The organism is Flavobacterium hercynium, from assembly GCF_002217285.1.
GTDB lineage: Bacteria > Bacteroidota > Bacteroidia > Flavobacteriales > Flavobacteriaceae > Flavobacterium > Flavobacterium hercynium.
On record NZ_MUGW01000017.1, the window covers coordinates 32,162 to 58,978 of the forward strand.

Annotated in this window: 24 protein-coding genes and 1 tRNA gene; 20 read left to right on the plus strand and 5 right to left on the minus strand. The window is 34.2% G+C overall.

Translation table 11 applies throughout. The features are described 5' to 3' along the window. Positions 1–63: 63 nt before the first annotated feature. Together B0A66_RS08000 and B0A66_RS08005 are read left to right on the plus strand one after the other, a co-directional pair. Positions 64–1,284: an MFS transporter gene (locus B0A66_RS08000; RefSeq protein ID WP_089049339.1), complete on the plus strand. Its 1,221-nt coding sequence runs from the start codon at positions 64–66 to the stop codon at positions 1,282–1,284. Beyond that, complete coding sequence (locus B0A66_RS08005; protein ID WP_089049340.1) at positions 1,274–3,139, plus strand: alpha,alpha-trehalase; 1,866 nt, start codon at positions 1,274–1,276, stop codon at positions 3,137–3,139. The genes B0A66_RS08000 and B0A66_RS08005 overlap by 11 nt, the downstream gene beginning before the upstream one ends. 54 nt (positions 3,140–3,193) lie before the next feature. Here the strand turns inward: B0A66_RS08005 and B0A66_RS08010 are convergent, their stop codons facing one another. Then, positions 3,194–4,168 (minus strand): polyprenyl synthetase family protein, encoded by a 975-nt coding sequence (locus B0A66_RS08010; RefSeq protein WP_089049341.1) that lies wholly within the window; start codon positions 4,166–4,168, stop codon positions 3,194–3,196. 283 nt (positions 4,169–4,451) lie between these two features. Between B0A66_RS08010 and B0A66_RS08015 the strand changes: the two genes are divergently transcribed. The 5 genes from B0A66_RS08015 to B0A66_RS08035 all read left to right on the plus strand — a co-directional run bounded on the left by B0A66_RS08015 (position 4,452) and on the right by B0A66_RS08035 (position 11,378). Further along, the gene (locus B0A66_RS08015) at positions 4,452–4,973 is read left to right on the plus strand and encodes a YceI family protein (protein WP_089049342.1); all 522 of its coding nucleotides are present in this window, start codon (positions 4,452–4,454) and stop codon (positions 4,971–4,973) included. A gap of 106 nt (positions 4,974–5,079) precedes the next feature. Continuing rightward, the gene (locus B0A66_RS08020; RefSeq protein ID WP_089049343.1) at positions 5,080–5,679 is read left to right on the plus strand and encodes a TetR/AcrR family transcriptional regulator; all 600 of its coding nucleotides are present in this window, start codon (positions 5,080–5,082) and stop codon (positions 5,677–5,679) included. A gap of 10 nt (positions 5,680–5,689) precedes the next feature. Continuing rightward, positions 5,690–7,024 (plus strand): TolC family protein, encoded by a 1,335-nt coding sequence (locus B0A66_RS08025; RefSeq protein ID WP_089049344.1) that lies wholly within the window; start codon positions 5,690–5,692, stop codon positions 7,022–7,024. A gap of 10 nt (positions 7,025–7,034) precedes the next feature. Then, entirely contained in the window at positions 7,035–8,102 is a 1,068-nt protein-coding gene (locus tag B0A66_RS08030; protein ID WP_089049345.1) for an efflux RND transporter periplasmic adaptor subunit, read from the plus strand. Positions 8,103–8,201: 99 nt separating this feature from the next. Further along, a complete protein-coding gene (locus B0A66_RS08035; protein ID WP_089049346.1) occupies positions 8,202–11,378 on the plus strand; it encodes an efflux RND transporter permease subunit in 3,177 nt (1,058 codons plus the stop codon). A gap of 92 nt (positions 11,379–11,470) precedes the next feature. Here the strand turns inward: B0A66_RS08035 and B0A66_RS08040 are convergent, their stop codons facing one another. Next, positions 11,471–11,908, minus strand: coding sequence for a retropepsin-like aspartic protease (locus B0A66_RS08040; RefSeq protein ID WP_089049347.1), 438 nt, complete (start codon positions 11,906–11,908; stop codon positions 11,471–11,473). Between the two features lie 120 nt (positions 11,909–12,028). On the opposite strand from B0A66_RS08040, the gene B0A66_RS08045 reads away from it, so the two are divergent. The 3 genes from B0A66_RS08045 (at position 12,029) to B0A66_RS08055 (ending at position 15,029) form a co-directional block, all read left to right on the plus strand. Next, positions 12,029–12,808, plus strand: coding sequence for a TatD family hydrolase (locus B0A66_RS08045; protein WP_089049559.1), 780 nt, complete (start codon positions 12,029–12,031; stop codon positions 12,806–12,808). A 63-nt stretch (positions 12,809–12,871) separates the two neighbouring features. Then, the gene (locus B0A66_RS08050) at positions 12,872–14,008 is read left to right on the plus strand and encodes a 1-acyl-sn-glycerol-3-phosphate acyltransferase (protein WP_089049348.1); all 1,137 of its coding nucleotides are present in this window, start codon (positions 12,872–12,874) and stop codon (positions 14,006–14,008) included. After that, a complete protein-coding gene (locus B0A66_RS08055) occupies positions 13,998–15,029 on the plus strand; it encodes an asparaginase (RefSeq protein WP_089049349.1) in 1,032 nt (343 codons plus the stop codon). Before B0A66_RS08050 ends, B0A66_RS08055 begins: the two co-directional genes overlap by 11 nt. Before the next feature lie 6 nt (positions 15,030–15,035). On the opposite strand, the gene B0A66_RS08060 is transcribed toward B0A66_RS08055, so the two are convergent. Continuing rightward, complete coding sequence (locus B0A66_RS08060) at positions 15,036–16,277, minus strand: MFS transporter (protein ID WP_089049350.1); 1,242 nt, start codon at positions 16,275–16,277, stop codon at positions 15,036–15,038. Positions 16,278–16,367: 90 nt separating this feature from the next. Between B0A66_RS08060 and B0A66_RS08065 the strand changes: the two genes are divergently transcribed. The 4 genes from B0A66_RS08065 to B0A66_RS08080 all read left to right on the plus strand — a co-directional run bounded on the left by B0A66_RS08065 (position 16,368) and on the right by B0A66_RS08080 (position 19,170). Beyond that, complete coding sequence (locus B0A66_RS08065; RefSeq protein WP_089049351.1) at positions 16,368–17,237, plus strand: LysR substrate-binding domain-containing protein; 870 nt, start codon at positions 16,368–16,370, stop codon at positions 17,235–17,237. Positions 17,238–17,296: 59 nt separating this feature from the next. Beyond that, positions 17,297–17,386, plus strand: a tRNA-Ser gene (locus B0A66_RS08070). 279 nt (positions 17,387–17,665) lie between these two features. After that, positions 17,666–18,304, plus strand: a complete 639-nt coding sequence (locus tag B0A66_RS08075; protein ID WP_089049352.1) for a type IV toxin-antitoxin system AbiEi family antitoxin domain-containing protein — start codon at positions 17,666–17,668, stop codon at positions 18,302–18,304. After that, positions 18,301–19,170, plus strand: coding sequence for a nucleotidyl transferase AbiEii/AbiGii toxin family protein (locus B0A66_RS08080; protein ID WP_089049353.1), 870 nt, complete (start codon positions 18,301–18,303; stop codon positions 19,168–19,170). The genes B0A66_RS08075 and B0A66_RS08080 overlap by 4 nt, the downstream gene beginning before the upstream one ends. 60 nt (positions 19,171–19,230) lie before the next feature. On the opposite strand, the gene B0A66_RS08085 is transcribed toward B0A66_RS08080, so the two are convergent. Beyond that, a complete protein-coding gene (locus B0A66_RS08085; protein WP_089049354.1) occupies positions 19,231–19,737 on the minus strand; it encodes a GNAT family N-acetyltransferase in 507 nt (168 codons plus the stop codon). Between the two features lie 178 nt (positions 19,738–19,915). Between B0A66_RS08085 and B0A66_RS08090 the strand changes: the two genes are divergently transcribed. From B0A66_RS08090 to B0A66_RS08120, 6 genes are all read left to right on the plus strand, one after another. Continuing rightward, entirely contained in the window at positions 19,916–20,278 is a 363-nt protein-coding gene (locus B0A66_RS08090) for an S-adenosylmethionine decarboxylase family protein (RefSeq protein WP_089049355.1), read from the plus strand. Positions 20,279–20,281: 3 nt separating this feature from the next. Then, positions 20,282–21,505 (plus strand): DUF4178 domain-containing protein, encoded by a 1,224-nt coding sequence (locus B0A66_RS08095; RefSeq protein ID WP_089049356.1) that lies wholly within the window; start codon positions 20,282–20,284, stop codon positions 21,503–21,505. A 231-nt stretch (positions 21,506–21,736) separates the two neighbouring features. Beyond that, complete coding sequence (locus B0A66_RS08105) at positions 21,737–21,952, plus strand: DUF350 domain-containing protein (protein WP_089049358.1); 216 nt, start codon at positions 21,737–21,739, stop codon at positions 21,950–21,952. Beyond that, a complete protein-coding gene (locus tag B0A66_RS08110) occupies positions 21,945–23,462 on the plus strand; it encodes a polyamine aminopropyltransferase (RefSeq protein WP_089049359.1) in 1,518 nt (505 codons plus the stop codon). The genes B0A66_RS08105 and B0A66_RS08110 overlap by 8 nt, the downstream gene beginning before the upstream one ends. Further along, a complete protein-coding gene (locus B0A66_RS08115; RefSeq protein WP_089049360.1) occupies positions 23,440–25,068 on the plus strand; it encodes a flavin monoamine oxidase family protein in 1,629 nt (542 codons plus the stop codon). Before B0A66_RS08110 ends, B0A66_RS08115 begins: the two co-directional genes overlap by 23 nt. Further along, positions 25,046–26,068, plus strand: a complete 1,023-nt coding sequence (locus tag B0A66_RS08120) for a hypothetical protein (RefSeq protein ID WP_089049361.1) — start codon at positions 25,046–25,048, stop codon at positions 26,066–26,068. Before B0A66_RS08115 ends, B0A66_RS08120 begins: the two co-directional genes overlap by 23 nt. Here the strand turns inward: B0A66_RS08120 and B0A66_RS08125 are convergent. Next, entirely contained in the window at positions 26,065–26,817 is a 753-nt protein-coding gene (locus B0A66_RS08125; RefSeq protein ID WP_089049362.1) for an SGNH/GDSL hydrolase family protein, read from the minus strand. The genes B0A66_RS08120 and B0A66_RS08125 overlap by 4 nt on opposite strands.

A 26,817-nucleotide genomic window follows, 5' to 3' on the forward strand; every position in this document is an offset into this window, starting at 1 on the left:
AATGTGTGTCTCTACAATGTGTGTCTACGCACCGCATCGATAAACAAATCATACCTATAAAAAATGAAAAACGTAGGAATAAAAATAGCACTCTATCTTAATTACTTTGTCTTTGCTATTTTACTAAATAGTGTTGGCATTGTGATTTTGAAATCACAAAAAAACTACGGAGTAGATGAAGTGCAGGCAAGTATTTTAGAAGCTTTTAAAGACATGCCAATTGCTATAGTTTCTTTTTTTATAGCTTCATTTTTACCTCGAATCGGATATAGAAAAGCCATGCTTATAGGTTTAGCGCTTGTTACTTTAGCCTGTATATCGATGTATTTTGGAAATTCCTTTGATAATGCAAAAATTCTGTTTGCAACTGTAGGTGTTTCTTTTGCATTGATAAAAGTATCTGTTTATTCGCTGATAGGAAGCGTAACTGAAACCAAAAAAGAACACAATGCATTAATGAGTAGTATTGAGGGTTTCTTCATGGTTGGAATTGCATTGGCTTATTTTTTATTTCCTGCTTTCAATAACGAAAACGATCCTAATTCCTGGCTCAATGTATATTGGTTTCTTGCGGGATTATCAATGCTTTCGTTTTTGTTTTTGCTTTTTGTAAAATTTGAAGAAGATGAAGTTTCGGCAGGCGTAAATCTTAAAGATGATTTTCTGCAAATGTTTAAACTAATGGCAAAATTACTCACCGTTATATTTGTTATTAGTGTTTTCTTATTTGTAATGATCGAGCAGGGCATATTATCCTGGTTGCCTACATTCAATACAAAAGTGCTTCATTTACCGGAGAATATCAGTATTATGATGGCAAGTATTCTGGCTATTTCATTAGCCGTTGGCAGAATGATTGCCGGTATTGTGACCAAAAAAGTAAACTGGATCTGGGTTTTAAGTTTTTGTATCGTAATGGCAATGCTAATTGTTGTTTTTGTACTTCCAAAAACAGTAGGCTTAGAAGTAAAACATATTGATACGCTTTCGGATATTCCTTTAATCGGTTTTGCTTTTCCGCTAATCGGATTGTTTATTGCGCCTATTTATCCTTTGTTGAATTCTATTGTATTGAGCGCTTTGCCTAAAAATCTACAAAGTTCCATGACCGGATTAATTGTAATTTTTTCAGCTCTTGGTGGAACTTTAGGTTCCAGAATAACAGGATGGCTGTTTAAAAATGAAGGTCCCGAAAACGCATTTTACTTTACCTTGATTCCAATGTCTCTATTACTAATGTCATTTTTTATTCTTAAAAAAATAACTGCAAAAGATGAAATTTAAACTACACATAACTCAAACTATCGAAAAATTATTGGCTCAGGAAGATACTGATGGCGATAAAAAAATCACGATTGATGATAATGGTCCAAAACGATTTTTATTAGAAGATCAGGAGGGGAATTCGGCTGTTATTGAAGGGACTTATCAGCTTTCGAATTTATTGCAGGAATTGGCTTTAGCCAGAAAAAACAATACAGAATTTGCAGAAATCAATCTGAATGAAATTACCGAAGATCCCGTACACAGAATCTCACGAAAAATAAAAGATCTTTACTGGAATGGTCTTACCAGAACTATTGATGCTAATGGCGTTAAAAAGATTCTCGAGGACAATAAGATCGAAAATGAGGTTTCCTATTTATATGTTCCTTTTGGTGATGAAATTGTTTTTGATTATTTCAAGAAATTAGAAGCTAACACACCAAAACTAAAAGTGGTGCAGATGCCTAAAAATATTTCGCCAGAATATGTATTATCACTCAATAAAAAACCAGGAATTTTAGCCTTGGCACTTCAGATAAAAAACAATGAAATTTCAGGTGTTCCATTTGTGGTTCCGGGTGGAAGATTTAACGAAATGTACGGTTGGGACAGTTATTTTATTGCGAAAGGTCTTTTGATAGATGATAAGATTGAACTTGCTTTAGGTATTGCAGAAAACTTTAAATATCAAATAGATCATTACGGAAAAATTCTAAATGCAAACAGAAGTTATTACTTAACCCGTACACAACCACCGTTGTATACCTCATTGATTATGGATGTGGCAGAAAAGTCAAATCCGGATATTTTTTGGATAGAAAGACATTTAAAAACGGCGATAAAAGAGTACCAAACGGTTTGGATGGAAGAAGGAAAAAGACTTACTGCAAATGGATTGAATAGATACAAAGCAGAGGGAATTGGACTTCCGTTTGAAGTAGAAGAAGGTCATTTTGACGATATTCTGGAGCAATTTGCGCCAAAATATAACTTATCTACGCGTGAGTTTGAAAAAAAATACCTGGAAAGAGAAGTTGTCGATGCTGAACTTGATAAGTATTTTATTCACGATCGCAGTATGCGCGAAAGCGGGCATGATACTACGAATAGATTAGTTGGTGTTTGTGCTAATTTAAATACCATTGCGATAAATAGTCTGCTATACAAATACGAAACAGATATCGCTTTTCTGATTGAAAAGTACTTTAAAAATGAATTTCAATATTTTGAAGACAAATCTTTTTCAAGTGAATATTGGTTGTCAAAAGCAGCATCCAGAAAAGAAAAAATCAATACGATGTGCTGGAACGAAGAGAAAGGTTCCTATATGGATTATGATTTTGTGAATGAAAAGCAGCATTTATTTGAAGCAGCGCCAACATTTTATCCGCTTTGGGCAAAAATAAGTACCTCAGAACAGGCAGAAATTTTAGTAAAAAAGACACTTCCAAGATTTAAAATGAAAGGTGGAATTGCTGGTAGTACCAAAGAATCAATTGCAGATGTGGAGGAGAATGCACCAATAAGACAATGGGATTATCCGTTTGGATGGGCTCCGCATCAAATGCTTTTGTGGGAAGGTTTACTCAACTATAATTTTAATGCAGAAGCACAGGAAATGGTATATCGATGGCTTTGGCTGATTACCAGAAATGCTGTGGATTATAACGGAACTATTCCTGAAAAGTTTGATTTATCCATTAGTTCGCACAAAATATTTGCAGAATATGGTAATGTAGGAACAGAGTTTAATTATATAACCGAAGAAGGTTTTGGCTGGATGAACGCCTCTTACCAATACGGATTAACGATTTTAGAAGAGGATCTAAAGCTAAAATTATCTGCTTTAGTTGATCCGGATGATTTGTTTTAGTTGGTTGTTTAAGCCTGACAAGTTTTTAAAAAATTTGTCAGGCTTTTTCTAAATCTATACTTTTCTTCCCATTAGGTTTTCACCAAATGTTCTTAGAATATTTTTCTTTTCAGCATTAATTTCCATCTTATCCAGAGTTTCAAAAGCTCTGAAAGTGTACATTTCAATAGCTTCCTGAGTGGCTTTTGAAGCACCTGATTCGTTAAAAATTGCTTTCACAGTTTCGATCTTCTCTGTATTATCTGGTAGCTGTAAGGAGAATAATCCTTCTAATAATACAATTTTTTCAGGAGTCGAAAATTCTAATGCTTTTAGATACAAATAGGTTTTTTTGTTGATCATAATGTCGCCTCCAACTTGTTTTCCAAAGGTTTCCGGATCACCAAAAGCATCTAAATAATCATCCTGAAGTTGAAATGCCAGTCCTAAATTAAGCCCGAAATCATAAATTAAATCGGCTTCTTTTTCAGTGGTTTTAGCTACAATTGCACCCATTTTCATAGCTGCTGCAACAAGAACTGCTGTTTTGTATTCGATCATTTTTAGATATTCCAGAACCGTTACATCCTTTCTTTCTTCAAAATCAACGTCCCATTGCTGTCCTTCGCAAACTTCAAGAGCCGTTTTGCTGAATAACTTGGCTAAATCCCTAAAAACAACAGGCTCATATTGTTCAAAATATTGATAGGCAAGAATAAGCATTGCATCTCCGGATAAAATCCCGGTATTAATGTTCCACTTTTCGTGCACGGTAACTTTTCCTCTTCTCAAAGGTGCATCATCCATAATATCATCATGCACAAGCGAAAAATTATGAAAAACTTCTACAGCCATAGCAGCTGGAAGTGCCAGTTTAAAATTAGTATCAAAAACCTCTGAAGTCATTAAAGTTAATACAGGGCGCATGCGTTTGCCGCCAAGTTTTAAAATGTATTCTATTGGTTCATAAAGATTTTTAGGGTCTTTGCTGATTGTCTGATCTTTTAAATAACTAATAAAAAAATCCTGGTATTGGCTAATATCGTGCATAAATATAATCTGAATTGCGAGGCGCAAAGATACGATTCATTATGAATTATTTGTTTTTTTAAATTTTAAATAAAGCCAAGTTTCCACTTAAAATAAGTTGTGATTTTGTTAATATAGGACTAAAAATGAACGTTTTACGTTTATTTCAAAAAAAACACGGAAACTTTTTTGGTTTTCTAAGTTTCCTTTCTATATTTGCACCGTTAATTGGAAACTCTGAACACTGTAAAAGTTTCCTTAGTACAATTCGAGTAAATTATAAACTCAATTAAATCAAATATTTATGAAAACAACATGGACCATTGATTCTAGCCAATCTGATGTTTTAATAAAAATGAGACATTCGATCATTGCATACATGGGAGGAACAACCAACAAATTTGACGGTTATGTCAATATTGAAAACAATGAAATTGAAGATGCTTCAGTTGAATTTTCATTAGATATAAACAATAAAGCAGACAGTTTCCAGCAAATCGACACGCATTTGCAATTGAATGATTTGTTTAATGTAAACGAACATCCGATTATTAGTTTTAAATCAACTTCTTTCCAAAAATTAAATAATAATATTAATTTCTTCAAAGGAGATTTAACAATAAAAGATGTTACTAAAGTAGTAGAACTTGATGCCGAATTTATTGGTGTTAATACTTATGATGGTAAAAAGAAAGTTGCTTTTGAAATTACAGGAAGCATCAAACGCCAGGATTTTGGTTTAGACTATAATTCATTTAGCCATAATGGCGGATTGGCTTTAGGAAAAGATATGAAGCTTATAGCGAATTTAGAGTTTTGTATCTAAAACTTGACAATGAGTAACTTAATGTAAAATTAGTACAAAAATAATTGGAAACTATTTTTTAAATTAAAGTTTCCTTCTATCTTTGTTACGCAATTTGAAAATTATAATGAAAGAAAAGATCATAGCAAAAGCAAGTGATTTGTTTTTGAAACTCGGATTTAAAAGTGTCACCATGGATGACATTGCGGGAGAGATGTGTATTTCAAAAAAAACGATTTACAAATATTTTTGCAATAAAGAGGTATTGATAGCAGAAAGTACTTCAATGGTTCATGCTCAGGTACACGAAATTATTCATACCATAGTAGAAAGAAATTACAATGCCATTCAGGAAAATTTTGAGATAAAAGAAATGTTTCGCGACATGTTTAAAAACAACACAGACAGTTCTCCGATTTATCAGTTAAAAAAGCATTATCCTGAAATATATCAAAATGTATTGTCTTACGAATTGGATCAGTGTACGCAATATTTTAGAGCTAATATTGAAAAAGGAATTCAGGAAAATTTATATCGAAGTGATTTAGATATTGAGTTGTATGTTAAGTTTTATTACACTTTAGTGTTTCACATTAACGAAAATACAGCTTCAGAAAAAGAAGCACAGCGTATCGAATTAGCCGCTTTAGAATATCATACCAGAGCAATGGCAACAGCAGAAGGTATATTAGAATTAGAAAAACAACTTAAAAAAATTATTACTTAATCATCAATCTATGAAACGAATAATTCTTATATTTTTGTGTTCAATTGGCTTGTCAGTCAACGCACAAGTTAAAACCTTAACCTTAAAAGAGGCTATTACATACGCTCTTGAAAACAAGTCGGATGCTAAGAAATCTAAATTACAGGTTGAAAACAGCGAATATAAAATTCAGGAAGTACGCTCAAGAGCATTACCTCAAATTACAGGGAATGCAAGTTTAACATACAATCCTGTTATCCAAACGACCGTAATTGATGGTGCCGGATTTGGTGCTCCTGGAACTACAATTCAGGCAGCATTCGGTCAAAAATGGACGTCGGGAGCTGGTATCTCATTAAGCCAGGCTTTGTTTGATCAATCTGTTTTTACAGGACTAAAAGCAGCTAAATCTACCCGCGAATTTTATCAGATCAATAACCAGTTAACTGAAGAGCAGGTTATCGAAAGAGTAGCCAACAATTATTACTCTGTTTATGTACAACGCGAAAGATTATCTTTAATCGACAGCAGTTATGTAAATACCGGTAAAGTTAAAGATATCATTCAAGGACAATTTGATAACGGATTAGCCAAAAAAATTGATTTAGACCGTATTGTTGTAAAATTATCAAACATCAGCACACAACGTCAGCAAATTGTTAATCAGATTCAATTACAGGAAAATGCACTAAAGTTTTACATGGGAATGCCTATTGAATCTCAAATTGAGATTCCTAAAGAGCAATTCGAAGTAACTTCAGCTGCCTTAACAGAATCTCCTAATATCGAAAACAGAACAGAATATCTGCTTTTGAAAAAACAAGAAGAGCTTTTGGTTTATCAAAAGAAATCAGTTGTAGCAGGATACTACCCAACGCTTTCTTTGGTAGCTAATTACAATTATTTAGGACAAGGTCCTGAAATGCCACTTTTTGCAAAACCAAAAGATGGAGTTTACTGGTCTGATTTTTCTGCAATAGGATTAAATTTAAGAGTGCCAATTTTTACAGGATTTGGAACTCGTGCGAAAGTAAGACAAGCAGATGTAGAAATCAGATCACTTCAGGAAGATATGAAAGAAACGAAACTTTCACTTGACCTTGATTACAAAAACGCGACGACTCAAATTCAAAATAGTCTTATCACAATCGACAACCAAAAAGAAAACATGCGTTTGGCGACTGAAATTTTAAGCAATACAAGAAACAATTATCTTCAGGGATTAGCATCATTAACAGATTTGTTAGATGCCGAAAATGCATCACTTGAAGCTCAAAATAATTACACCAGAGCTATCTTAGATTACAAAATTGCCGAGGTATCTCTAATCAAATCAAAAGGCGAACTAAAAACTCTTATCAAATAATTTTACCAAAATGAAGAAAACTATTATAACTATCGTAATCATAATTGTAGCCCTAGGTGCAATTGGATATGTCTTGAATAATAATAAGAAAGAAAATAAAGCTAAAACAGATATCGTTGCTGAAAAAAATGCTGCAGTGTCTGTGAAAATAGCTTCAGTAAAAACAGAACCAATTTCATTAGACTTTGCAGTAAACGGAAGCTTCCTGCCAATTCAGGAATTAACATTCTCTGCTGAGAAATCAGGAAAAGTAATCAGTGTGTTAGCTAAAGAAGGTGACTATGTAAAAGTAGGTCAAACTTTATTAACAGTTAGAGGTGATGTTATCAATGTAAGTGCGCAACAAGCGCAAGCAGCTTACCAAAATGCAAAATCTGATTACAGCAGATACGAAAATGCATTTAAAACAGGTGGTGTTACAAAACAACAATTAGATCAGGCAAAATTAGCGTTAACAAATGCTGAATCTAACTTACAACAAGCTAACATCAATGTTGGTGATACAAAAGTAAAAGCACCAATCAGCGGATTCATCAATAAAAAATATATTGAGCCAGGATCTATTTTAGCAGGAATGCCGGCAACTGCATTGTTCGATATTGTAAACGTTTCTAAATTAAAATTGAAAGTTGCAGTAAACGAAAATCAGGTAGCGAGTTTAAAAGTTGGAAACACAGTAAACATTACAGCTAGTGTTTATCCTGACAAAACATTCTCAGGAAAAATTACTTTTATTGCTTCAAAAGCAGATGAGAGTTTAAACTTTGCTGTTGAAATCGAAATTGCAAACAACGTAAACAACGACCTAAAAGCGGGTATGTACGGAACAGCAAACTTTGGTTCAAAACAACAAACACAAAACCTTATGGTTGTACCAAGAAATGCTTTCGTAGGAAGTGTGAGCAGCAACGAGATCTTCGTAGCTCAAAATGGTGTTGCTAAATTAAGAAAAGTTACTGCAGGAAGAATTTTAGGAGATAAAGTAGAAATTATCAACGGATTGTCTGATGGTGAAACTGTAATCGTTACAGGTCAAATTAACTTACAAGACGGTAATTCAGTAGAAATTATTAAATAATTGAAAGGCTATAAGCAGTAAGCTTTAAGCCATAAGCATTGAGCCTCGAGCTTATGCCTAAAGCCTAAAGCCTAAAGCTTACAGCATAAAAGAAAATATATGAAATTAGCCGAAATATCCATAAAACGTCCGTCGTTAGTTATTGTATTGTTTACAATTCTAACACTTGGTGGATTGTTCAGTTACAGCCAGTTAGGTTATGAGCTGATCCCTAAATTTGAGCAAAACGTTATTACAATTTCTACAATTTATCCTGGAGCTTCTCCAAGTGAGGTAGAAAATACCGTAACCAAGAAAATTGAAGATGCGATTGCATCCTTAGAGAATGTCAAGAAAATTGACTCCAAATCATACGAAAGTTTATCTATCGTTTCGATAACCTTAACATCAAATGCAAAAGTCGATTTCTCTCTGAACGATGCACAGCGTAAAATTAACGCGATCATTAGTGATTTGCCGGACGACGTTAAAACGCCTGCATTAACCAAATTCTCGTTGAGTGATTTACCAATTATGACATTGGGTGCCAACGGTAAAATGGACGAAGCAGAGTTCTTTGACTTAATTGATAAAAAAATTGCTCCTATTTTGTCTCGTGTACAAGGTGTGGCGCAAGTAAATATCATTGGTGGTTCAGAGCGTGAAATTCAGGTAAACCTTGATGCTGTAAAAATGCAGGGTTACGGATTATCTATTCCACAAGTACAACAAAACATTCTGACTTCGAATTTAGATTTCCCTACAGGTAACATTCAAACCCGTAATCAAAAAATATTAATTCGTTTAGCAGGTAAATATAAAAGTGTTCAGGAATTAAGAAACTTAGTAGTTTCTTCTCAAAACGGAATTCAGGTTCGTTTAAGTGATATTGCTGACGTTCAGGATACTCAAAAAATTGCTGAAAAAATATCACGTGTAGATCAAAAGAGTGCGATCGTTTTACAAATCGTAAAACAATCTGATGCGAATGCGGTTGCGGTAAGTGAGCAATTATTAAAAACAATTGAAACTCTTGAAAAAGATTATAAAGGAAATCAATTAAAATTAGAAGTTGCAAAAGACAGTACTATTTTTACATTAGAAGCAGCAGATTCTGTAGTTCACGATTTATTAATCGCGGTAGTTCTGGTAGCCTTTGTAATGTTGTTTTTCTTGCATAGTATTAGAAACTCGCTTATTGTAATGGTTTCTATTCCTGCATCTTTGATTGCTACGTTTATTGGTATCTATTTAATGGGATACACATTAAACTTAATGAGTTTATTAGGATTGTCTCTGGTTGTAGGTATTCTGGTCGATGATGCGATTGTGGTCCTCGAGAATATTTACCGACACATGGAGATGGGTAAAAGCAAAATTCGTGCTTCGTATGACGGAACAGCAGAAATTGGTGGAACTGTAACTTCGATTACCTTAGTAATTGTGGTAGTGTTCTTGCCTATCGCGATGAGTTCTGGTTTAGTATCTAATATCATTACACAATTTTGTGTTACTGTAATTATTTCGACTTTATTGTCACTTTTAGCATCATTTACAATTATCCCTTGGTTATCATCTCGTTATGGTAAATTAGAGCATATTGAAGGAAAGAATTTATTTGGAAGAATTATTCTTGGATTCGAATCTTATTTAACACGTTTTACAAACTGGGTTTCTGAGTTGTTAACATGGTGTTTAGATCATTATATTAAAACCATTTTAGTTGTTGTAGTATTGTTTTTTGCATCTACAATAGGATTAATGGGTGGAGGTTTCATTGGAGGAGAGTTTTTCGCTTCATCTGATAGTGGAGAGTTCTTAGTTCAAATCGAAATGCCGAAAGATGCTTCGTTAGAACAAACCAACTTCATGACACAAAAAGCAGAAGCTTATTTGAAACAACAAGAATATGTTCACAGTCAAATTACAACGGTAGGACAAACAAGTGAAGGTTTTGGAGCATCGCAAGCAACTGCATATAAAGCAGAGATTGACGTAAAAATGATCGAACAAAAAGATCGTACTGACGATGCTAACGTTTATGCTGCTAAAATTAAGCGTAAACTGGAAAAAGTATTAGTTGGAGCAAAAGTAAAAACAGTTCCGGTTGGTATCTTAGGAACAGCTGAAGATGCTACATTAGGATTGATCGTAACAGGTCCTTCAACAGAAAGTGCTATGGCATTTGCTAAATTAGCAGAAGCAGAATTACGTACTATTCCTGGAACAACAGAGATTAAATTAACGGTTGAGGATGGAAACCCTGAAATCAACGTTAAGGTAGATCGTGATAAAATGGCTGCTTTAGGCTTAACGCTTCAAACAGTTGGTTTGACTATGCAAACAGCATATAGTGGAAATACAGATGGTAAATACAGAGCTGGTGAATATGAGTACGATATCAATATCAGATACAACTCATTCGACAGAAAAAGTATTACAGATGTTAGTAATCTGATCTTTGTAAATGCAGCAGGTCAACAAATTAAATTATCTCAGTTCGCTGATATTACAGAAGGTTCAGGACCTAGCCAGTTAGAGCGTAGAGATAAATCAGCGTCGGTAACCGTAAAAGGACAAAACGTTGGGGTGCCATCAGGAACAATCGTTACGCAATGGCAGGCAAAATTAGACAAGCTTAATAAACCAGCCGGAGTTAGTTATATCTGGGGTGGAGATCAGGAGAATCAATCAGAAGGATTTGGTACTTTAGGAATCGCTTTATTAGCCGCTATTATATTAGTTTACCTTGTAATGGTGAGTTTATATGACAGTTTTGTTCACCCGTTTGTTGTATTGTTTGCTATCCCGCTTTCGTTTATCGGAGCGATGTTAGCCTTAGCTTTAACAAACAACTCATTAAACATATTTACCATTTTAGGTATCATCATGTTGATTGGTCTGGTGTGTAAGAATGCGATCATGCTTGTCGATTACACCAACCAAAGAAGAGCAGCAGGAGAATCAATCAGAACGGCATTAATTCAGGCGAATCACGCTCGTTTACGTCCGATCTTGATGACAACAATTGCGATGGTATTTGGTATGTTCCCAATTGCATTAGCATCTGGAGCAGGAGCAGAATGGAAAAACGGTTTGGCATGGGTAATTATTGGAGGATTAATTTCTTCTTTATTCTTAACCTTGATCGTAGTTCCTGTAATTTACAATATCATGGAGAAAATCATCCAGAAACTTAGTAAAGGAGAGAAAATAGATTATGAAGCAGAAATGGTGGCAGATTACACGCCAACAGAAGTAAGCGAAGACGGTTTCAATCCTAAACATACCCATTAGTTTTGATTTAATTTTAGAATGAAAAAACCCAAATTCCGTAAAGAATTTGGGTTTTTTATTGCTTTTAAATTTGAAATAGAAAGAAGTAGCTTTTACTTTAAATATACATAGTGATTATAGTAATCAATAATGGCCTTGCCTTCCAGCAAAACATCAGCGCCAATAATACCATGAACCGCTTTTGCTTTATAGGATTCTAAAGCTTCATTGACATGCGAAAGATCAAAAATTACAATGCTGAAATCGTTGTTTTTCCAGCTTCCGAGTTGTAGATTGTTGTGTGCCGAAACCTCTGTTTTCATTCCGCCGCCTCCAGCTCCTGATGCTTTGGTTTTAGATTTTTTGGTCGCCAGTTCAAAACGTTCGATGCTCTCAAATCCTACGCACGAATTAGAAGCGCCCGTATCTAAAATGAAATTGCCGGAAACACCATTAATTTTAGCTTTTATTAAAAGGTGTTGTGTTTTGGTGACTTTAAATTTGATTTTCCTGTATTTCTCTTTTTTGAGAACCTGATGCAGATTTTCCATTTTCATTTTAGATTGAAACTCAAAAATAGAAGAAATACAATCAAAAAGCTAATGCCGTTAAACGTTATTGGGATAGTTTTTATTAAAATTGTAATTTTGGATTTTAAAAATAAATATACTTTGAACAGTACACCTATAATTACCGATACACATACACATCTTTATTCTGAAGAATTTGATCAGGATCGGGATGAAATGATACAAAGAGCCATAAATGCAGGCGTTACCCGTTTTTTTATTCCTGCTATCGATGCTGCTGCAACACAGTCGATGTATGATTTAGAAAAAAATTATCCAGATAATGTATTTCTAATGATGGGTTTGCATCCCACTTACGTGAAAGATAATTACGAGGACGAGCTAAAACATGTAGAAACCGAGCTGGCAAAACGTAAATTTTATGCCGTTGGAGAAATCGGAATCGATTTATACTGGGATAAAACACATCTAAAAGAACAGCAAATTGCTTTTAGAAGACAAATACAATTAGCCAAGGAATATAAGCTTCCGATCGTAATTCACTGCCGTGAAGCCTTTGATGAAATCTTCGAAATTCTTGAGGAAGAAAAATCTGAAGATTTGTTTGGGATTTTTCATTGTTTTTCCGGAACTTTAGTACATGCACAACAAGCGATTTCTTACAACATGAAATTAGGAATTGGAGGTGTGGTGACATTTAAGAACGGAAAAATAGATCAGTTTTTAAATCAAATCGAGCTAAAACATATTGTGCTCGAAACAGATTCGCCGTATTTAGCGCCAATTCCTTATAGAGGAAAACGAAATGAAAGCAGCTATTTGGTCAATGTAATAACCAAATTAGCAGAAATATATGCTGTTTCTGTAGAAGAAATTGCAACTATTACAACCCAAAACTCGAAAGACGTTTTTGGTATTTAATCCTGATGTAACAATACTTTAATTTTTTTTTTGTTCTTTTGCCCACTAAAATAGATATCTATAATGCAGAAATTTGATGCCATTCGACCGTTTTATGACTCAGAAATAAATGAAGCACTTCATGGTGTAGCTAATCATCCGATGATGAAAGCCATGATGAATTTTACTTTTCCGGAATTAAAAGATGACGAATGGAAAGAGCAGTTGAAGAAAACACATTCTATTCGTGACTTTCAGTGTAATTTTATATACAATACAATTCAAAGAGTATTGGATAAAAGTTCTGAGGGACTTACCACTTCCGGTTTTGAGAAACTTGAAAAAAACACCTCTTATTTATTTGTATCCAATCACCGTGATATTCTTTTGGATACGACATTGCTAAATGTATGTCTGTTCGAACATGGTTTGGTTATGACAGCATCTGCAATTGGAGATAATCTGGTAAAAAAAGCATTCTTAAGTACGTTGGCAAAATTAAACAGAAACTTTTTAGTTTTAAGAGGTTTAACACCTCGTGAAATGTTGCAGAGCTCTAAATTGCTTGCAGAATATATGGGGCAATTATTGCTTCGCGAAAACCGTTCCGTTTGGATTGCGCAAAGAGAAGGTCGTACCAAAGACGGAAACGATGAAACTAATCCGGGCGTTCTGAAAATGATCGGAATGGGATCTGACGAACCTAATTTAATGGATTATTTTAAGAAATTAAAAATTGTTCCTGTTTCTATTTCATACGAATACGACCCAACCGATGTTTTGAAGATGCCACAATTAATGGCAGAAGCGAACAACGAAGTTTACATCAAAGAAAAAAACGAAGATTTCATGACCATTTTAAGTGGTATCATGGGAACTAAAAAAAGAATACATATTTCTGTTGGCGACGTTCTTGATACTGAAATCGACAGAATCGTAGCAGAGAATGATAATTCAAACAAACAAGTTCAGGCATTGGCTCAGGAAATTGACGATCAAATTCTAAAGAATTACCAACTATGGCCAACGAACTTTATTGCTTACGATATTTTAAACGAAACAACAAGGTTTGCTCATTTGTATAAAGAAAGTGAGAAATCACTTTTTGAGCGTCGTTTAGAAATGCGTATCGGAAGTGATAATCCGGTTACAAGACAAGGATTTTTGTCTATGTATGCGAATCCGGTTGTTAATAAATTAAAATATCAGGATGTCATCTAAAGCTAAAATACTTCTAATTTATACCGGTGGAACCATTGGTATGAGCAAAGATTTTGAAACGGGTGCGCTTAAAGCATTCAACTTTGGAAAATTATTGCAAAATATTCCGGAGATCAAACAATTAGATTGTAATATCGAAACGTTTTCATTCGAACATCCGATTGACTCCTCAAACATGAATCCTTCTATGTGGACAAAAATTGCCACAATTATAGAGGAAAATTATCCTAAATACGATGGATTTGTGGTTTTGCACGGTTCTGATACCATGTCCTATTCTGCTTCAGCATTGAGTTTTATGTTAGAAAATCTGGCAAAACCAGTTGTTTTTACAGGATCTCAATTGCCTATTGGAGATTTGCGCACAGATGCAAAAGAAAACTTAATCACCGCTATTCAGATTGCTTCGCTTCAGGAAAACGGAAAACCTGTTATTACAGAAGTTTGTTTGTACTTTGAATATAAATTATACCGAGGTAACAGAACCTCAAAAGTAAACGCAGAACATTTTAGAGCATTTACAGCGCCAAATTATCCCGAATTGGTAGAATCCGGAGTACATTTAAAATTGAACTCGCATTTGTTTCTTCCTGTAAAGAAAGATGCCAAGCTAATTGTGCACAAAAACTTAGACAATCACGTAGCAATTATAAAAATGTTTCCGGGCATGAGCGAAGTGGTTTTGTCTTCGATTCTTGCCATTAAAGATTTAAAAGGAATTGTTCTCGAAACGTATGGTTCCGGAAATGCGCCAACAGAAGATTGGTTTTTACAACTGATCCAAAAAGCCATTCAGTCCGGATTACAAGTAGTCAATGTTACGCAATGTTCAGGCGGAAGCGTTAATATGGGACAATACGAAACCAGTACCGTTTTAAAATCGTTGGGTGTTATTTCAGGAAAAGATATTACTACAGAAGCAGCCATTACAAAATTAATGTATTTGCTTGGGCAGAATATTCCACAAAATGAGTTTAAAGATATTTTTGAAACCGCTTTACGAGGAGAGATTTCGCAATAAAGCTTTTTACCCTTTTATATTTCTGTACGGAACCACACAGGTTTCTAATGTTTCTGACGATTTCGGGTTTTTGTAATACACATATACGATTACTGAAATAATACAAATTACACCTTGAATGATTACCGTATTTCTAGTTCCAATGAAGTGCGAAACATAGCCTATGATCAAACTTCCTACCGGAATCATTCCCTGATACGCCATCATGTAATAACTGATACTTCTGGAGCGCATATTTACAGCACTTTGCGTCTGAATATAAATGTTGATAGACGAAGTTTGTCCCATCATTCCAATTCCGCTTAACGTCATACAAATCAATGCTACTGTAATATTAGTTGAAACAGCTAATATGATAACACTAAAGCCAAGAAGTAAGCTTGCAGCGATCATTAACTTATTCATGTTTTCGGCTGATTTTAAATTGGCGATATAAACCGCAGAGAGCACAGAACCAATTCCGGCAGCACTTTCAAACCAGCTAAAAGTCTCTGCATTTCCGCTAAAAATATCTTTCGCAAAAACCGGCATTAATGTATTGAAAGAGATTACAAACAAACTGCTGCACGTAAGCATTAAAAGCATTCTGGCCATTTCAGTCTCTTTTTTTACATAATCAAGACCTTCGATAAGATCTTCCAGCATTCTAAATTTATTTTCGGCTTTGATATGCGGCGTGATTTTCATCATCATTAAAGAAATCAAAACAGGAACATAGCTAACAAAATTCCCTATAAAACAAATGTCTTCTCCGTATTGATGAAGAATGATTCCCGCAAGGGCAGGACCGGCAATACGGGCAAAGTTGTTCATTGTTGAATTAAGTGCTACTGCATTAGGAAGGTCTTCTTTTTTGTCAACAATATCAATCATCATGGTTTGGCGGCAGGTCATATCAAAAGCATTGATGATTCCCTGAATAAGACTTAAGGCAAGAATAAAATTGATGTTGTAAATTTTAAAATAAATAAGCAAAGCCAATGTTCCCGCCTGAAGCATCGCAAGTGATTGCAATAGAATCATAGCACGGTGTTTGTCGTAACGTCCAATAATACTTCCGGCCAAAGGAGCCAGAAACAGAGATGGAATCATGCTTAAAAAAGTCGCTAATCCCAATAGAAAAACAGAACCTGTTATACTATAAACCATCCAGCTTACAGCCGTTTTCTGCATCCAGGTTCCAATAACCGAAACAGATTGACCGTAAAAGAATAACTTGAAATTTTTTGATTTTAACGCTTTAAACATGATCCTTATTATTTAAAACAAAGGTCGGGATTATGATAGCATTAGAAAAATTAATAATTTTACTGATAATGAGTATTTAAACTTATCAATATGGAACTTTATCAACTACAATACTTTATTAAAACCGCAGAGGTTTTGCATTTTACTCACGCAGCCGAATTGTGTTTTGTAACGCAGTCAGGGCTTTCGCAGCAAATAAAAAAACTCGAAGAAGAATTGGGCTTGCCACTATTCAAGAGAATTGGTAAAAAAGTACAGTTAACAGAAGCCGGTTCTGTTTTTTTGATTCATGCCAAAAAAGTAATTGAAAATGTAGAGAATGGGAAGCAGGCGATAGAAGATTTAAACGAAATGATTGGAGGTGAACTCCGAATTGGCGTTACCTATATTTTTGGTTTACTGATTTTACCTATCGTAAACACGTTTGCCAAACAATACCAAAACCTGAAAATTATTGTCGAGTACGGAACTACAGAAGCTTTAGAGCAAAAATTGGTCAATAATGCATTAGATGTCGTTTTAGTAATCTCATCACACGAAATCGGACTTCCAATTCAAAAAGTACCTTTGTTTACTTCGCAGATGGTTTTGGCGGTTTCAAAAAATCATGCTTTGGCTAATTTAGATAAAATTGCTTTTAAGAAAATAGAAGAAATTCCGTTGATATTGCCCGGCAAAGGATCGAATTCGAGAGAATTTGTCGAAGAGTTGTTCCAAAAGTTTAATATGAAACCTAAAATCTCGATTGAACTGCATTCGATTCATGCATTGCTGCAAATGGTCGAAAATAGTGATTGGGCTACCATTGTTGCCGAAAAAGCATTAAAAGACTGGGATCAGCTTAGAGCCATTCAGATTACGGGTGTAGCAACCAAGCGTGAATCTTTTATGCTGACACTTGGCGGTTACCAAAAGAAAGCCGTGAAATTATTTATGGAAGAATTTAGAAAAAGCATATAAACTAACTGGGATTTTGTTTTTATAAGTCAGTTTTTTTTGTGTTATTTGCAAACCAATTTAGAGAGGTGTCCGAGTGGTTGAAGGAGCCAGCCTGGAAAGCTTGTATATGGGTAACTGTATCGTGGGTTCGAATCCCATCCTCTCTGCCAGAAAACCTCTTGTAAATTTTGCAGGAGGTTTTTTTATTTCATACCTAACAGGTTTTAGAAACCTGTTAGGATAATTAATTCAAACCAGATTTCCTAACAGGTCTTTAAGACCTGTTAGGTATAAATAGGAGTAATTAAAAAACAACTACTAATTTGTCTAAAAATTATCATATAATCGGATTTTTTCCGATTATCAATTCATGGTATGACAAAACAAAGTGTTAAATTATTTGCTTTAAATCGGAAAAATTCCGATTTTAGCTTAATAATTTAACAAAAATGGACTTTAAATACTTAATCAGACCTTATAACAATGCCCCCCTTACGAGACATGTCATGCTGGATATGCTTAAGGATTATAAAAGGCCTAATGATAAAATCAGTGAATTAATAAAGAACGGGGATCTCATATCATTAAAAAAAGGACTTTATATTCCAGGAATAAAAACAGATTTGACAGGTCCGGAACTTTTCGTTATAGCAAATCATTTATGGGGACCAAGTTATGTATCACTAGAATCTGCTTTGTCTTACTGGGGACTTATTCCTGAGCGAGTTTATGAAGTAAGTTCAATCACGATTAAACTTTCAAAAAAATACAAAACACCAAAAGGCAGATTTAGTTACCGTTTTATGCCTTCGCCGTATTACAGTTTTGGAATTAAAAGTGTAGAATTATCTCCTGGGCAAGTTGCTGTTGTTGCAACACCTGAAAAAGCACTTTGTGATAAAATAATTACCACAGTTGGACTTGTCTTAAGAAGTCCAGCTCAAACACGTGATTTTTTGCTGGATGATCTTCGGATAGATCCGGAATGGCTTCGTAAATTTAATATTGACGAGTTACGTTCATGGATTGAGGATGCTCCAAAAAAAGAAAGTTTAAGGATGCTTGTTAAAACACTTGAGAAATTATGATTAAAGAATGGATTGGGGAATATGACCCAAAAAATACAGATGATGTGCTTTCGGCTCTACGAGAAATTATGCAGGAAGTTACATTGGCAGGTCTTTCGAGAACTGATTTTTTTGACAAGGCAGCTTTTTATGGGGGGACTGCATTACGTATATTTTATGGCTTGGATCGCTTTTCTGAAGATTTGGATTTTTCTTTACTGAAAGCCGATCCCGAATTTTCTCTTGAACCCTATTTCGATGCTATTTTGAATGAATTTGAATCCATCGGTATGAAAGTTAGTATCCGAGAAAAGGAAAAAAAGGAAAAAACAAATATCGATTCAGCTTTTCTTAAATCTGAAACGGAGTGGAGAGAATTAATATTGGAGGATATTGTAAAGCAGGCTGGAATAAAATCTACAAACAGGTCTATGAAAATTAAGATTGAAGTGGATCGTAAGCCACCGCTAGGTTTTACAACGGAAATGAAACTTCTTACGCGTCCCTTTTCTTTTTATGTAAAGTGTTTTGACAGACCAAGCTTATTTGCGGGTAAAATGCATGCTCTTTTATTTCGCAAATGGAAGAGTCGAGTTAAAGGGCGAGATTGGTATGATTTAGAATGGTATATTAAAAAAGGAATTCCTCTCGATTTACACCATTTTACTTTAAGGGCAAAAGATACCGGTGACTGGACGAAAGAGGAACTAGCACCTAATGATGTTCTTGGGTTGCTTAAGGAAAAATTTAAAGAAGTCTCATTTAAAAATGTAAAAGAGGATATTATTCCTTTTATTAAAGATGATAAAGTGCTTGAAATATGGAGTGAGCAATATTTTAGTGATCTAACAGAAAAATTAAAATTTCATATAAACTCAACTTCCTAACAAGTCTCCAAGACCTGTTAGGTATAAATAGGAGTAATAAAAAAAAATAGAAGGTTAAAATTAAACCACAATCTCAAACAAGCTAAAAGAACCTTCTTTGTAATGTTCCGGTAACTCGTTTGTCCATTCGATTGTGCTAATTCCTTTGTAATCGAAACCACAGCTTGCGTAGTATTTGTTTATTCTTTCGTTACCGCTATGCGTATCAAGTCTGATGTATGATTTGGCATTCTCTTTAGCATAATTTTTTGCCCATGCTACAATCTTTTTTACGTAAGATTGTCCTCTGAACTTTGGATTAGTAGCAATGCGATGCAGGTATATTGCAGGATCTTTACTGGCTTCTTTCCAGATGATCAAGTCGTTGAACGTAATAACAAAGGTACAGGCAATTTCACCTTCTTCCTTGATAATAAAATGGCGGTTTTCTTCGATTTCTTTTTCAATTAAGGCTCGTTCAAAGCCTCGCCAGCTTTTATTGTTTACTGTTTTTTGATAAGAAGTCGCCTGCTCGTAAATATTGAATACAGTGTCGATGTCCTGAAGCGTTGTTTTAGAAATTTCCATTTATGCTAATTGTGTTATTCATGTTATCCCAACTGGAAGTAAGGTTAAGCAAATTTACCTCTATTTTTTTGGAATAAGATTTTTGATTTTCAGAATGTCTGATTTTTAAAAAAGAGAGAAGTTTAATTGTTAAAATTATCCAAAAATTATTTTATATTTGGAGCGATAAATAAAATTAATGGATTTACCAACCTACTCCCCAGGCTTACATAAACTGGTTACACTACATGTCGATGAAACTCAAAAATTAACGAATAGTGGTGGGTTTGTTGCTATAACCAATTCAATTTTAGAAACCTACAATCTTGAGAAAGTAGGCGTTATTGTTCATGATTTTGACAATGACAGTTTTACGATTTCATTTTGTCTGAAAGAATCTCACATCTGTATCCATACCTGGCCAGAATACAATCAGCTTACATTAGATGTTTACTTATGTAATTATCAGCAGGATAATTCAGAAAAAGTACGACAGGTCGTAGCAGATTATATTGCTTATTTTGAAGGAACAATTATAAAGGATTTTGAAATTAACAGATAGTCTATGAAAGTTCCTTGTTACAATTGTAATACCGTTACGGAGTTAGAAGTAAATTTTGATGTGGTAAACTTTGTTTGCCCAAAGTGCTCCAGTATATACATAGCAGATAAAAATGAAGAACTCCGATTAAGATCTAAGTTTAAACCAACCCCTCCTGATTTTGCACTAAAAGTTGGGGATAAAGGAATTTTACAAGGAGAAGAATGTACCGTGACAGGTATGGTGGTAAAAAAAATACATCCATCGTATTATTGGAAGGAATACGTTTTAGAAACGGCGAATAAAAAATACATCTATTTGTCTGAATCAAAAGGACATTGGATGATTCTAAAAGAAATAGCAGATCAGTATAAAGTATCAGATTATCCAAGAACGATTGATTATGAAGGTGATTACTTTGATCTTTACGAGTATGCTGATTCAATAGTACACACAGCAAGTGGTTTTTTTGATTATTCATTAGAAAAAGCCAGATTTAATACTGTTGAATATATTGCTCCGCCCCGCATCATTTCTATAGAAAAATCGAATAATGTGCAGACTACTTTTTTAGGAGAGTACCTGCCTCAAAAAGAGTTCAAAAAAGCTTTTCCTACCGCAGCATTACCCTATAAATGGGGCGTTAGTATTATTCAGGTTTTTTATTTCAATTTAAAACATACCGGAATCATACTTTGCATTTTTGCGCTTTTAATCTTTTTTACGGACTGGTACATTTACAAGGATCAGGTAAAGCAAACTGTATTTCAAAAAACAATTACTTTTGATAAGTTCAATAACAAAGAAATAACAAGTGAGCCTTTTGTTTTAAAAGGAGGTTCAGCACCAATGACCATTTATTTTTCTACCGATGTCAGTAATTCATGGGCTAATGTTGATGTGACTTTAATAGACGAAAGCAACAGCAATGAAATTCATGCCAGCAAGGATATTGAGTTTTATGAAGGTTTTGAAGACGGTGAGAGATGGACAGAAGGAAATACATCTGAAAAATTCAATATTTGCGGTGTAAAACAAGGGAAATATCACCTTTTGATCACGCCAATGAAAGCACCTGAAGATGTTGTAAACAATGAAATGAAAATTAAAGTAGTCTGGAATGAACCCTCAAGCCGTAATATCTGGCTGGTTATTATTTTTATGATTGTGGTGTATATAGCAATACGCCTTCTAAATTATAACTTTGAGAAAAAAAGATGGGCAGACAGCTCCTATTCTCGTTATTAATCTTAGTATATGAAAAATATTCTCGATTTTATAAAGCAAAATGTAGCAGTCTTTTCAATAGGCTTGTTTTGTTTTGCAGCTTATTTATTTTTTGCTTATTCGGGAAATCGAATTTGCGATTGCGAAACAACAGAGCGTTACAGTACTTCAGGAAATCATAGATCACCGAACACTTTTTATAGATCAAGCAGATCATCTAACCGTTTTTATCATAAATAAATCTCTTAAAGTATGGAGTTATTACACTTACAGCCTATCATTAATTCGATTGTTTATTCTCTTGTGGGAATCGTTATTTTATTAGTCGTTTATTTTATAATCGAAAAAATTACGCCGGAGAACACCTGGAAAGAAGTAGTTGAAAAAAATAATATAGCAGTTGCAATTGTTCTTGCCGCTTTTATTATTGGAATTTCAATGATTGTTAGTGCCGCAATTCATGGGTAAAAAATTTCTCAGATTTGAATTTTTACTTCTCTTCGCTGTATTTATTATTGCTACCTGCGGGCTTATTTATGAGCTTGTTGCGGGTACTTTAGCCAGTTATTTACTCGGAGATTCTGTAAAACAATTTTCATTTATTATTGGAGTCTATTTATTCTCAATGGGAATTGGCTCTTTTTTCTCTAAGTTTTTTCATAAAAACCTGCTCAATACCTTTGTAGAAATCGAAATATTAGTCGGTTTGATAGGAGGATTGAGTTCAGTACTTTTGTTTATGCTGTTTGAAAGTGTTGCCTACTTTCAATTTATTTTATACCTGCTTGTCTTTGTAACCGGTTTTTTGGTAGGATTAGAGATTCCGTTGTTGATGAACATTCTAAAAGACAAAGTCGAATTTAAAGATTTAGTCTCCAACGTATTTACATTCGATTATATTGGAGCATTATTGGCATCGATTCTGTTTCCGTTGATCTTAGTGCCAAAATTAGGCATCATGGGAACTTCGCTTTTCTTCGGAATGATAAATGTAAGTATTGCTATTGCCTTGTGTTTTCTTTTGAACAAAGAATTAAAGAGAAGCTATTTTCTAAAAGCAAAAGCTATTTTTTCATTTGTTGTCTTGTTGACTGTTTTTCTATTTTCGGATTCTATTTTATCCTATTCAGAAGGGAAGTTGTATGGCGAAAATATTATCTACACTAACTCCACACCGTATCAGCGTATCGTTTTAACGCACAATAAAAGCGACTACAGACTCTATTTAAACAACAACCTACAATTTAGTTCAGCAGATGAATATCGTTATCATGAAGCGTTGGTACATCCCGCGATGTCAATTGCTAAAAGTGTAAAACATGTTTTAGTTTTGGGTGGAGGAGATGGTTTGGCGGTACGTGAAATTTTAAAATACAAACAAGTTGAAAAAGTAACCTTGGTCGATCTGGATGAAGGCATGACTAAGTTGTTTAAAACCAATAAAGTCTTGACAGATTTCAACAAAGGATCGCTCAATAATCCCAAAGTTACGGTTATTAATACCGATGCTTATATTTGGGCAAAAACCTGTACGGAGAAGTTTGATGTAGCGATTATCGATTTTCCTGATCCATCCAATTATAGTTTAGGAAAGTTATATTCGTTGAATTTTTATCAAACGCTTAAAAACATTCTACAACCGGATGCTGCAGTTGTTATACAAACGACATCGCCTTATTTTGCTCCAAAATCATTTTGGTGTATTAATAAAACGGTAATGCAGGTTTTTCCACAAGTAGATGCTTATCATGCCTACGTTCCTTCCTTTGGAGAATGGGGTTATACGATCGCGATAAATGGTTTTGGCAGTACTTTTAATCAGGTGAACAGAAAAGCCGACAAATTAAAATTCTACAATTACCAATTCGACAGATTCAATTATTTTACCACGGATATGATCTCAAATGAAATTGAAATCAATCGTTTAGACAACCAAATTTTAGTACGCTACTTTGATGAAGAATGGGGAAAGTTATAGTAAATCAAGACGGAATTTTGTAAAAGGAATTACTGCTGGATTGCTGTTGATTCCATTTTTGCAATTTTGTTCAGATAAAGTAGTGCAGTTTATATTTCGCTTATCGGGAACCAATCATCTTTTGGGACACCGATTATGGATAAAAGATTTCCCTAAACCAAGTAGCCAAATTCAGATTCCTTATCTTATTGTGGGTGGAGGAATTTCGGGTTTAAGCGCTGCAAGACAATTTCAGAAAAAAGGAATTTTAGATTTTTTGGTTGTCGAATTAGAATCGCATCTTGGAGGAAATTCTTCTAATGGAGAAAATCAATATTCTAAGTTTCCGCTTGGAGCGCATTATTTGCCTTTACCCAATTTTAAAGACAAGGAATTACTCCAATTTCTTGAAGAAGAAAAAATCATTATCGGTTACGATTCAAAAGGACTTCCTGTTTTTGATGAATTACAATTGTCTTTTGCTCCGGACGAACGTTTGTTTTACAAAAACACATGGCAGGATGGCGTAGTCCCAAAAGAAGGAAATTCGAGAGAACAAGATGTTGAATTTCAGCGTTTCTTTAAATTAATGGATTCCTTTAGACAAGGAAAAGGACATGACGGAAAGTACTATTTTGATATTCCGCTTCAGCTTAGTTCTGATGATGTTGCCATAAGAGCTTTAGATAAAATAACCATGAAAGAATGGTTCGAAAGCAATAATTTTAAAGTAGAACCCTTATTCAACTATATTGATTATTGCTGTAAAGACGATTTCGGATTAGGTATAGAATATGTTTCGGCTTGGGCAGGAATTCATTATTTCGCAGCACGAAAACAAGATGCCACTTCAAACAAAATAGATAGTGTTCTAACCTGGCCGGAAGGCAATGCAAGATTAGCGTCTCATCTTAAAAAATATACGGATCAAAAAACCTTAAAGAATCATATAATTTACGAGGTAAAAGTCGAAAACAGTAAAGTTGTTGCTAAGGCATTTGATGATGTAAAAAAGATTTCTGTAGAAATAATTGCAGACAAAGTGATTATGGCAACTCCTCAGTTTGTAAATCAATATATAATTAAAGACCGAAAAGAATTTACCAAAGAATTTCATTATACACCTTGGCTTTTGGCTACATTAACAGTTACTGATTTAGCAGATAACGATAGTTTTCCATTGTCTTGGGATAATGTTATTTATGATGCAAAAGGTTTGGGTTATGTGTACGATCAGCATCAGTCTTTAAATCAGATTCAGAGCAAACAGGTTATTACGTATTATCATAGTTTTTCTTCTTCGGACTTAAAAAAGTCAAGAAAGGAGCTTTATAAAAAAAAGGAAGACCATTGGAAACAATTCGTCTTTGATGATCTAAAAGTGGCGCATCCGGATATTGAAGAATGTACAGAGCAAATGGAAGTGTTTTTGCTTGGACACGGAATGGTTAGTCCCGCACCGGGATTTATTTTTGGAGAAGCCAAAAAGCAAGCGTCAAAAAGTATAGAAAATCGTATTTATTTTGCTCACACTGATTTATCGGGAATCTCTATTTTTGAAGAAGCTTTTCATCAGGGAATTAATATTGTAAACCAAATTTTAGATGAAACAACCCTGGATTCATAAAGCCAAAACCGATTTACTTTTTATCATCGGACCTTCGTTTTTAGTTTTGGTGATTATTTTCTTGTTTCAGAACTACATCACAGTAATCGAAAATGAATATTCGTTTTATACCTGGCTTTTTTTAATTGTATTTATCGATGTGGCACATGTTTATGCTACGTTGTTTAAAACCTATTTTGTAGCCGATGAATTTCAAAAAAACAAAAAAAGATTATTGTTGTTACCAGCAATATGTTTCCTTATCGGAATCGTACTTTTCTCTTTTGGTCCTTTGGTTTTCTGGTCTTTTTTAGCCTACGTAGCTGTTTTTCATTTTATTAGACAGCAATATGGTTTTATGCGTTTGTATGCCAGAAATGAAGAAAAAACGAAATTGTCTGTATCTCTGGACAATCTCGCTATTTATGCTGCTACGGGATATCCTATGCTGTATTGGTTTTTTTCTTCTGATCGAAAGTTCAACTGGTTTGTCGAAAACGAGTTTTTTAAATTTCAAAATACGGTTGTAGTCGAAATTTTGCTTTGGCTGTACGTCCTAATAATGTTCACTTATCTGAGCTATACAATTTATAAAAGTTATAAGAATCAGTTTTTTAATATTCCAAAAAATGCGATAATACTGGGGACAGGACTTTCGTGGTATTTTGGAATTGTTTATTTCAATAACGACCTTGTTTTTACTTTGCTAAACGTTGTTTCTCATGGAATTCCGTATATAGCGCTCGTTTACTTCAAAGAAATTGAAAACAAAACCAATCAGGATTCTAGTATTTTTAGCTGGTTCAAAAGTAAAAATGCGATTATAGTTTACATTGCAATTTTATTATTAATCGCCTTTACCGAAGAATTCTTATGGGAGTTTTTAGTCTGGAACGAAAATATAGTTCTGAATACTTTTGATTTTTCCTCCTGGCAAATTCTTATTGTACCCTTATTGAGCGTTCCACAATTTACCCATTATTTGCTGGATGGATTTATCTGGAAATCTAAAAAAGCTTAATTCTGCAAAGCAACTTTCACACTAGGTAAAATACGTTCTACAAAGCTTGAATATGCAATTTTTGAAGGATGCAGACCATCTGATGCAACTAGCTCCGGATTGTTTAAACCATTTCGGGTAATGTCCGTAATATCAATAAATACAATGTCATTTGCTTTGCAATAGTTTTTTGCAAAGGTATTGTATTGGTCTATTTCGGCAGATATTTTTGCGCCCTGACTTCCCATTTGATTTTGTCCAAAGGGAGTATAAGCATAATCAGGAATAGAAAGCACCAATACCTTTTTTTTATCGCCTTTTGCTAAAGTAACAGCTTTAGTTACTAATTCAGGAAACTCTTTTTCGTAAATGCTGAAATTTCTTCCTTGATATTGGTTATTAACTCCAATTAATAAGGTAACAAGATCGTAATTAGCCTCAAGATTTTGATTGTTTATAGCCGAAATTAAGTCGAATGTTGTCCATCCAGTTCTGGCAATCACTTTTAGTGAAAAGTTTGTTTCAACATAAAGTGTACTCAATGTTTGTTTGAGTTGTTCGGGATATCTACAGGTTTCGCAAACACTTTGACCAATAGTATAGCTGTCGCCTAAAGCCAGATAATTTACAGTGTTGGCAATAGGTTTAGTTGGTGTTACAGGTAGTGGAGCGACAGGAGTTGCAGGGCTGTCAGCTTTTTCATCAGAGCTGCAGCTTAGTAAAAAGATGGATATAATAACGATAACTATTTGTTTAAATACTGGTTTCAT

What these genes read in the sequence shown, in the direction of transcription:
- B0A66_RS08000 (WP_089049339.1), top strand. Translation starts at nt 64, where the DNA reads ATGAAAAACGTAGGAATAAAAATAGCACTCTATCTTAATTACTTTGTC.
- B0A66_RS08005 (WP_089049340.1), top strand. Translation starts at nt 1,274, where the DNA reads ATGAAATTTAAACTACACATAACTCAAACTATCGAAAAATTATTGGCT.
- B0A66_RS08010 (WP_089049341.1), bottom strand. Translation starts at nt 4,168, where the DNA reads ATGCACGATATTAGCCAATACCAGGATTTTTTTATTAGTTATTTAAAA.
- B0A66_RS08015 (WP_089049342.1), top strand. Translation starts at nt 4,452, where the DNA reads ATGAAAACAACATGGACCATTGATTCTAGCCAATCTGATGTTTTAATA.
- B0A66_RS08020 (WP_089049343.1), top strand. Translation starts at nt 5,080, where the DNA reads ATGAAAGAAAAGATCATAGCAAAAGCAAGTGATTTGTTTTTGAAACTC.
- B0A66_RS08025 (WP_089049344.1), top strand. Translation starts at nt 5,690, where the DNA reads ATGAAACGAATAATTCTTATATTTTTGTGTTCAATTGGCTTGTCAGTC.
- B0A66_RS08030 (WP_089049345.1), top strand. Translation starts at nt 7,035, where the DNA reads ATGAAGAAAACTATTATAACTATCGTAATCATAATTGTAGCCCTAGGT.
- B0A66_RS08035 (WP_089049346.1), top strand. Translation starts at nt 8,202, where the DNA reads ATGAAATTAGCCGAAATATCCATAAAACGTCCGTCGTTAGTTATTGTA.
- B0A66_RS08040 (WP_089049347.1), bottom strand. Translation starts at nt 11,908, where the DNA reads ATGGAAAATCTGCATCAGGTTCTCAAAAAAGAGAAATACAGGAAAATC.
- B0A66_RS08050 (WP_089049348.1), top strand. Translation starts at nt 12,872, where the DNA reads ATGCAGAAATTTGATGCCATTCGACCGTTTTATGACTCAGAAATAAAT.
- B0A66_RS08055 (WP_089049349.1), top strand. Translation starts at nt 13,998, where the DNA reads ATGTCATCTAAAGCTAAAATACTTCTAATTTATACCGGTGGAACCATT.
- B0A66_RS08060 (WP_089049350.1), bottom strand. Translation starts at nt 16,277, where the DNA reads ATGTTTAAAGCGTTAAAATCAAAAAATTTCAAGTTATTCTTTTACGGT.
- B0A66_RS08065 (WP_089049351.1), top strand. Translation starts at nt 16,368, where the DNA reads ATGGAACTTTATCAACTACAATACTTTATTAAAACCGCAGAGGTTTTG.
- B0A66_RS08075 (WP_089049352.1), top strand. Translation starts at nt 17,666, where the DNA reads ATGGACTTTAAATACTTAATCAGACCTTATAACAATGCCCCCCTTACG.
- B0A66_RS08080 (WP_089049353.1), top strand. Translation starts at nt 18,301, where the DNA reads ATGATTAAAGAATGGATTGGGGAATATGACCCAAAAAATACAGATGAT.
- B0A66_RS08085 (WP_089049354.1), bottom strand. Translation starts at nt 19,737, where the DNA reads ATGGAAATTTCTAAAACAACGCTTCAGGACATCGACACTGTATTCAAT.
- B0A66_RS08090 (WP_089049355.1), top strand. Translation starts at nt 19,916, where the DNA reads ATGGATTTACCAACCTACTCCCCAGGCTTACATAAACTGGTTACACTA.
- B0A66_RS08095 (WP_089049356.1), top strand. Translation starts at nt 20,282, where the DNA reads ATGAAAGTTCCTTGTTACAATTGTAATACCGTTACGGAGTTAGAAGTA.
- B0A66_RS08105 (WP_089049358.1), top strand. Translation starts at nt 21,737, where the DNA reads ATGGAGTTATTACACTTACAGCCTATCATTAATTCGATTGTTTATTCT.
- B0A66_RS08110 (WP_089049359.1), top strand. Translation starts at nt 21,945, where the DNA reads ATGGGTAAAAAATTTCTCAGATTTGAATTTTTACTTCTCTTCGCTGTA.
- B0A66_RS08115 (WP_089049360.1), top strand. Translation starts at nt 23,440, where the DNA reads ATGAAGAATGGGGAAAGTTATAGTAAATCAAGACGGAATTTTGTAAAA.
- B0A66_RS08120 (WP_089049361.1), top strand. Translation starts at nt 25,046, where the DNA reads ATGAAACAACCCTGGATTCATAAAGCCAAAACCGATTTACTTTTTATC.
- B0A66_RS08125 (WP_089049362.1), bottom strand. Translation starts at nt 26,817, where the DNA reads ATGAAACCAGTATTTAAACAAATAGTTATCGTTATTATATCCATCTTT.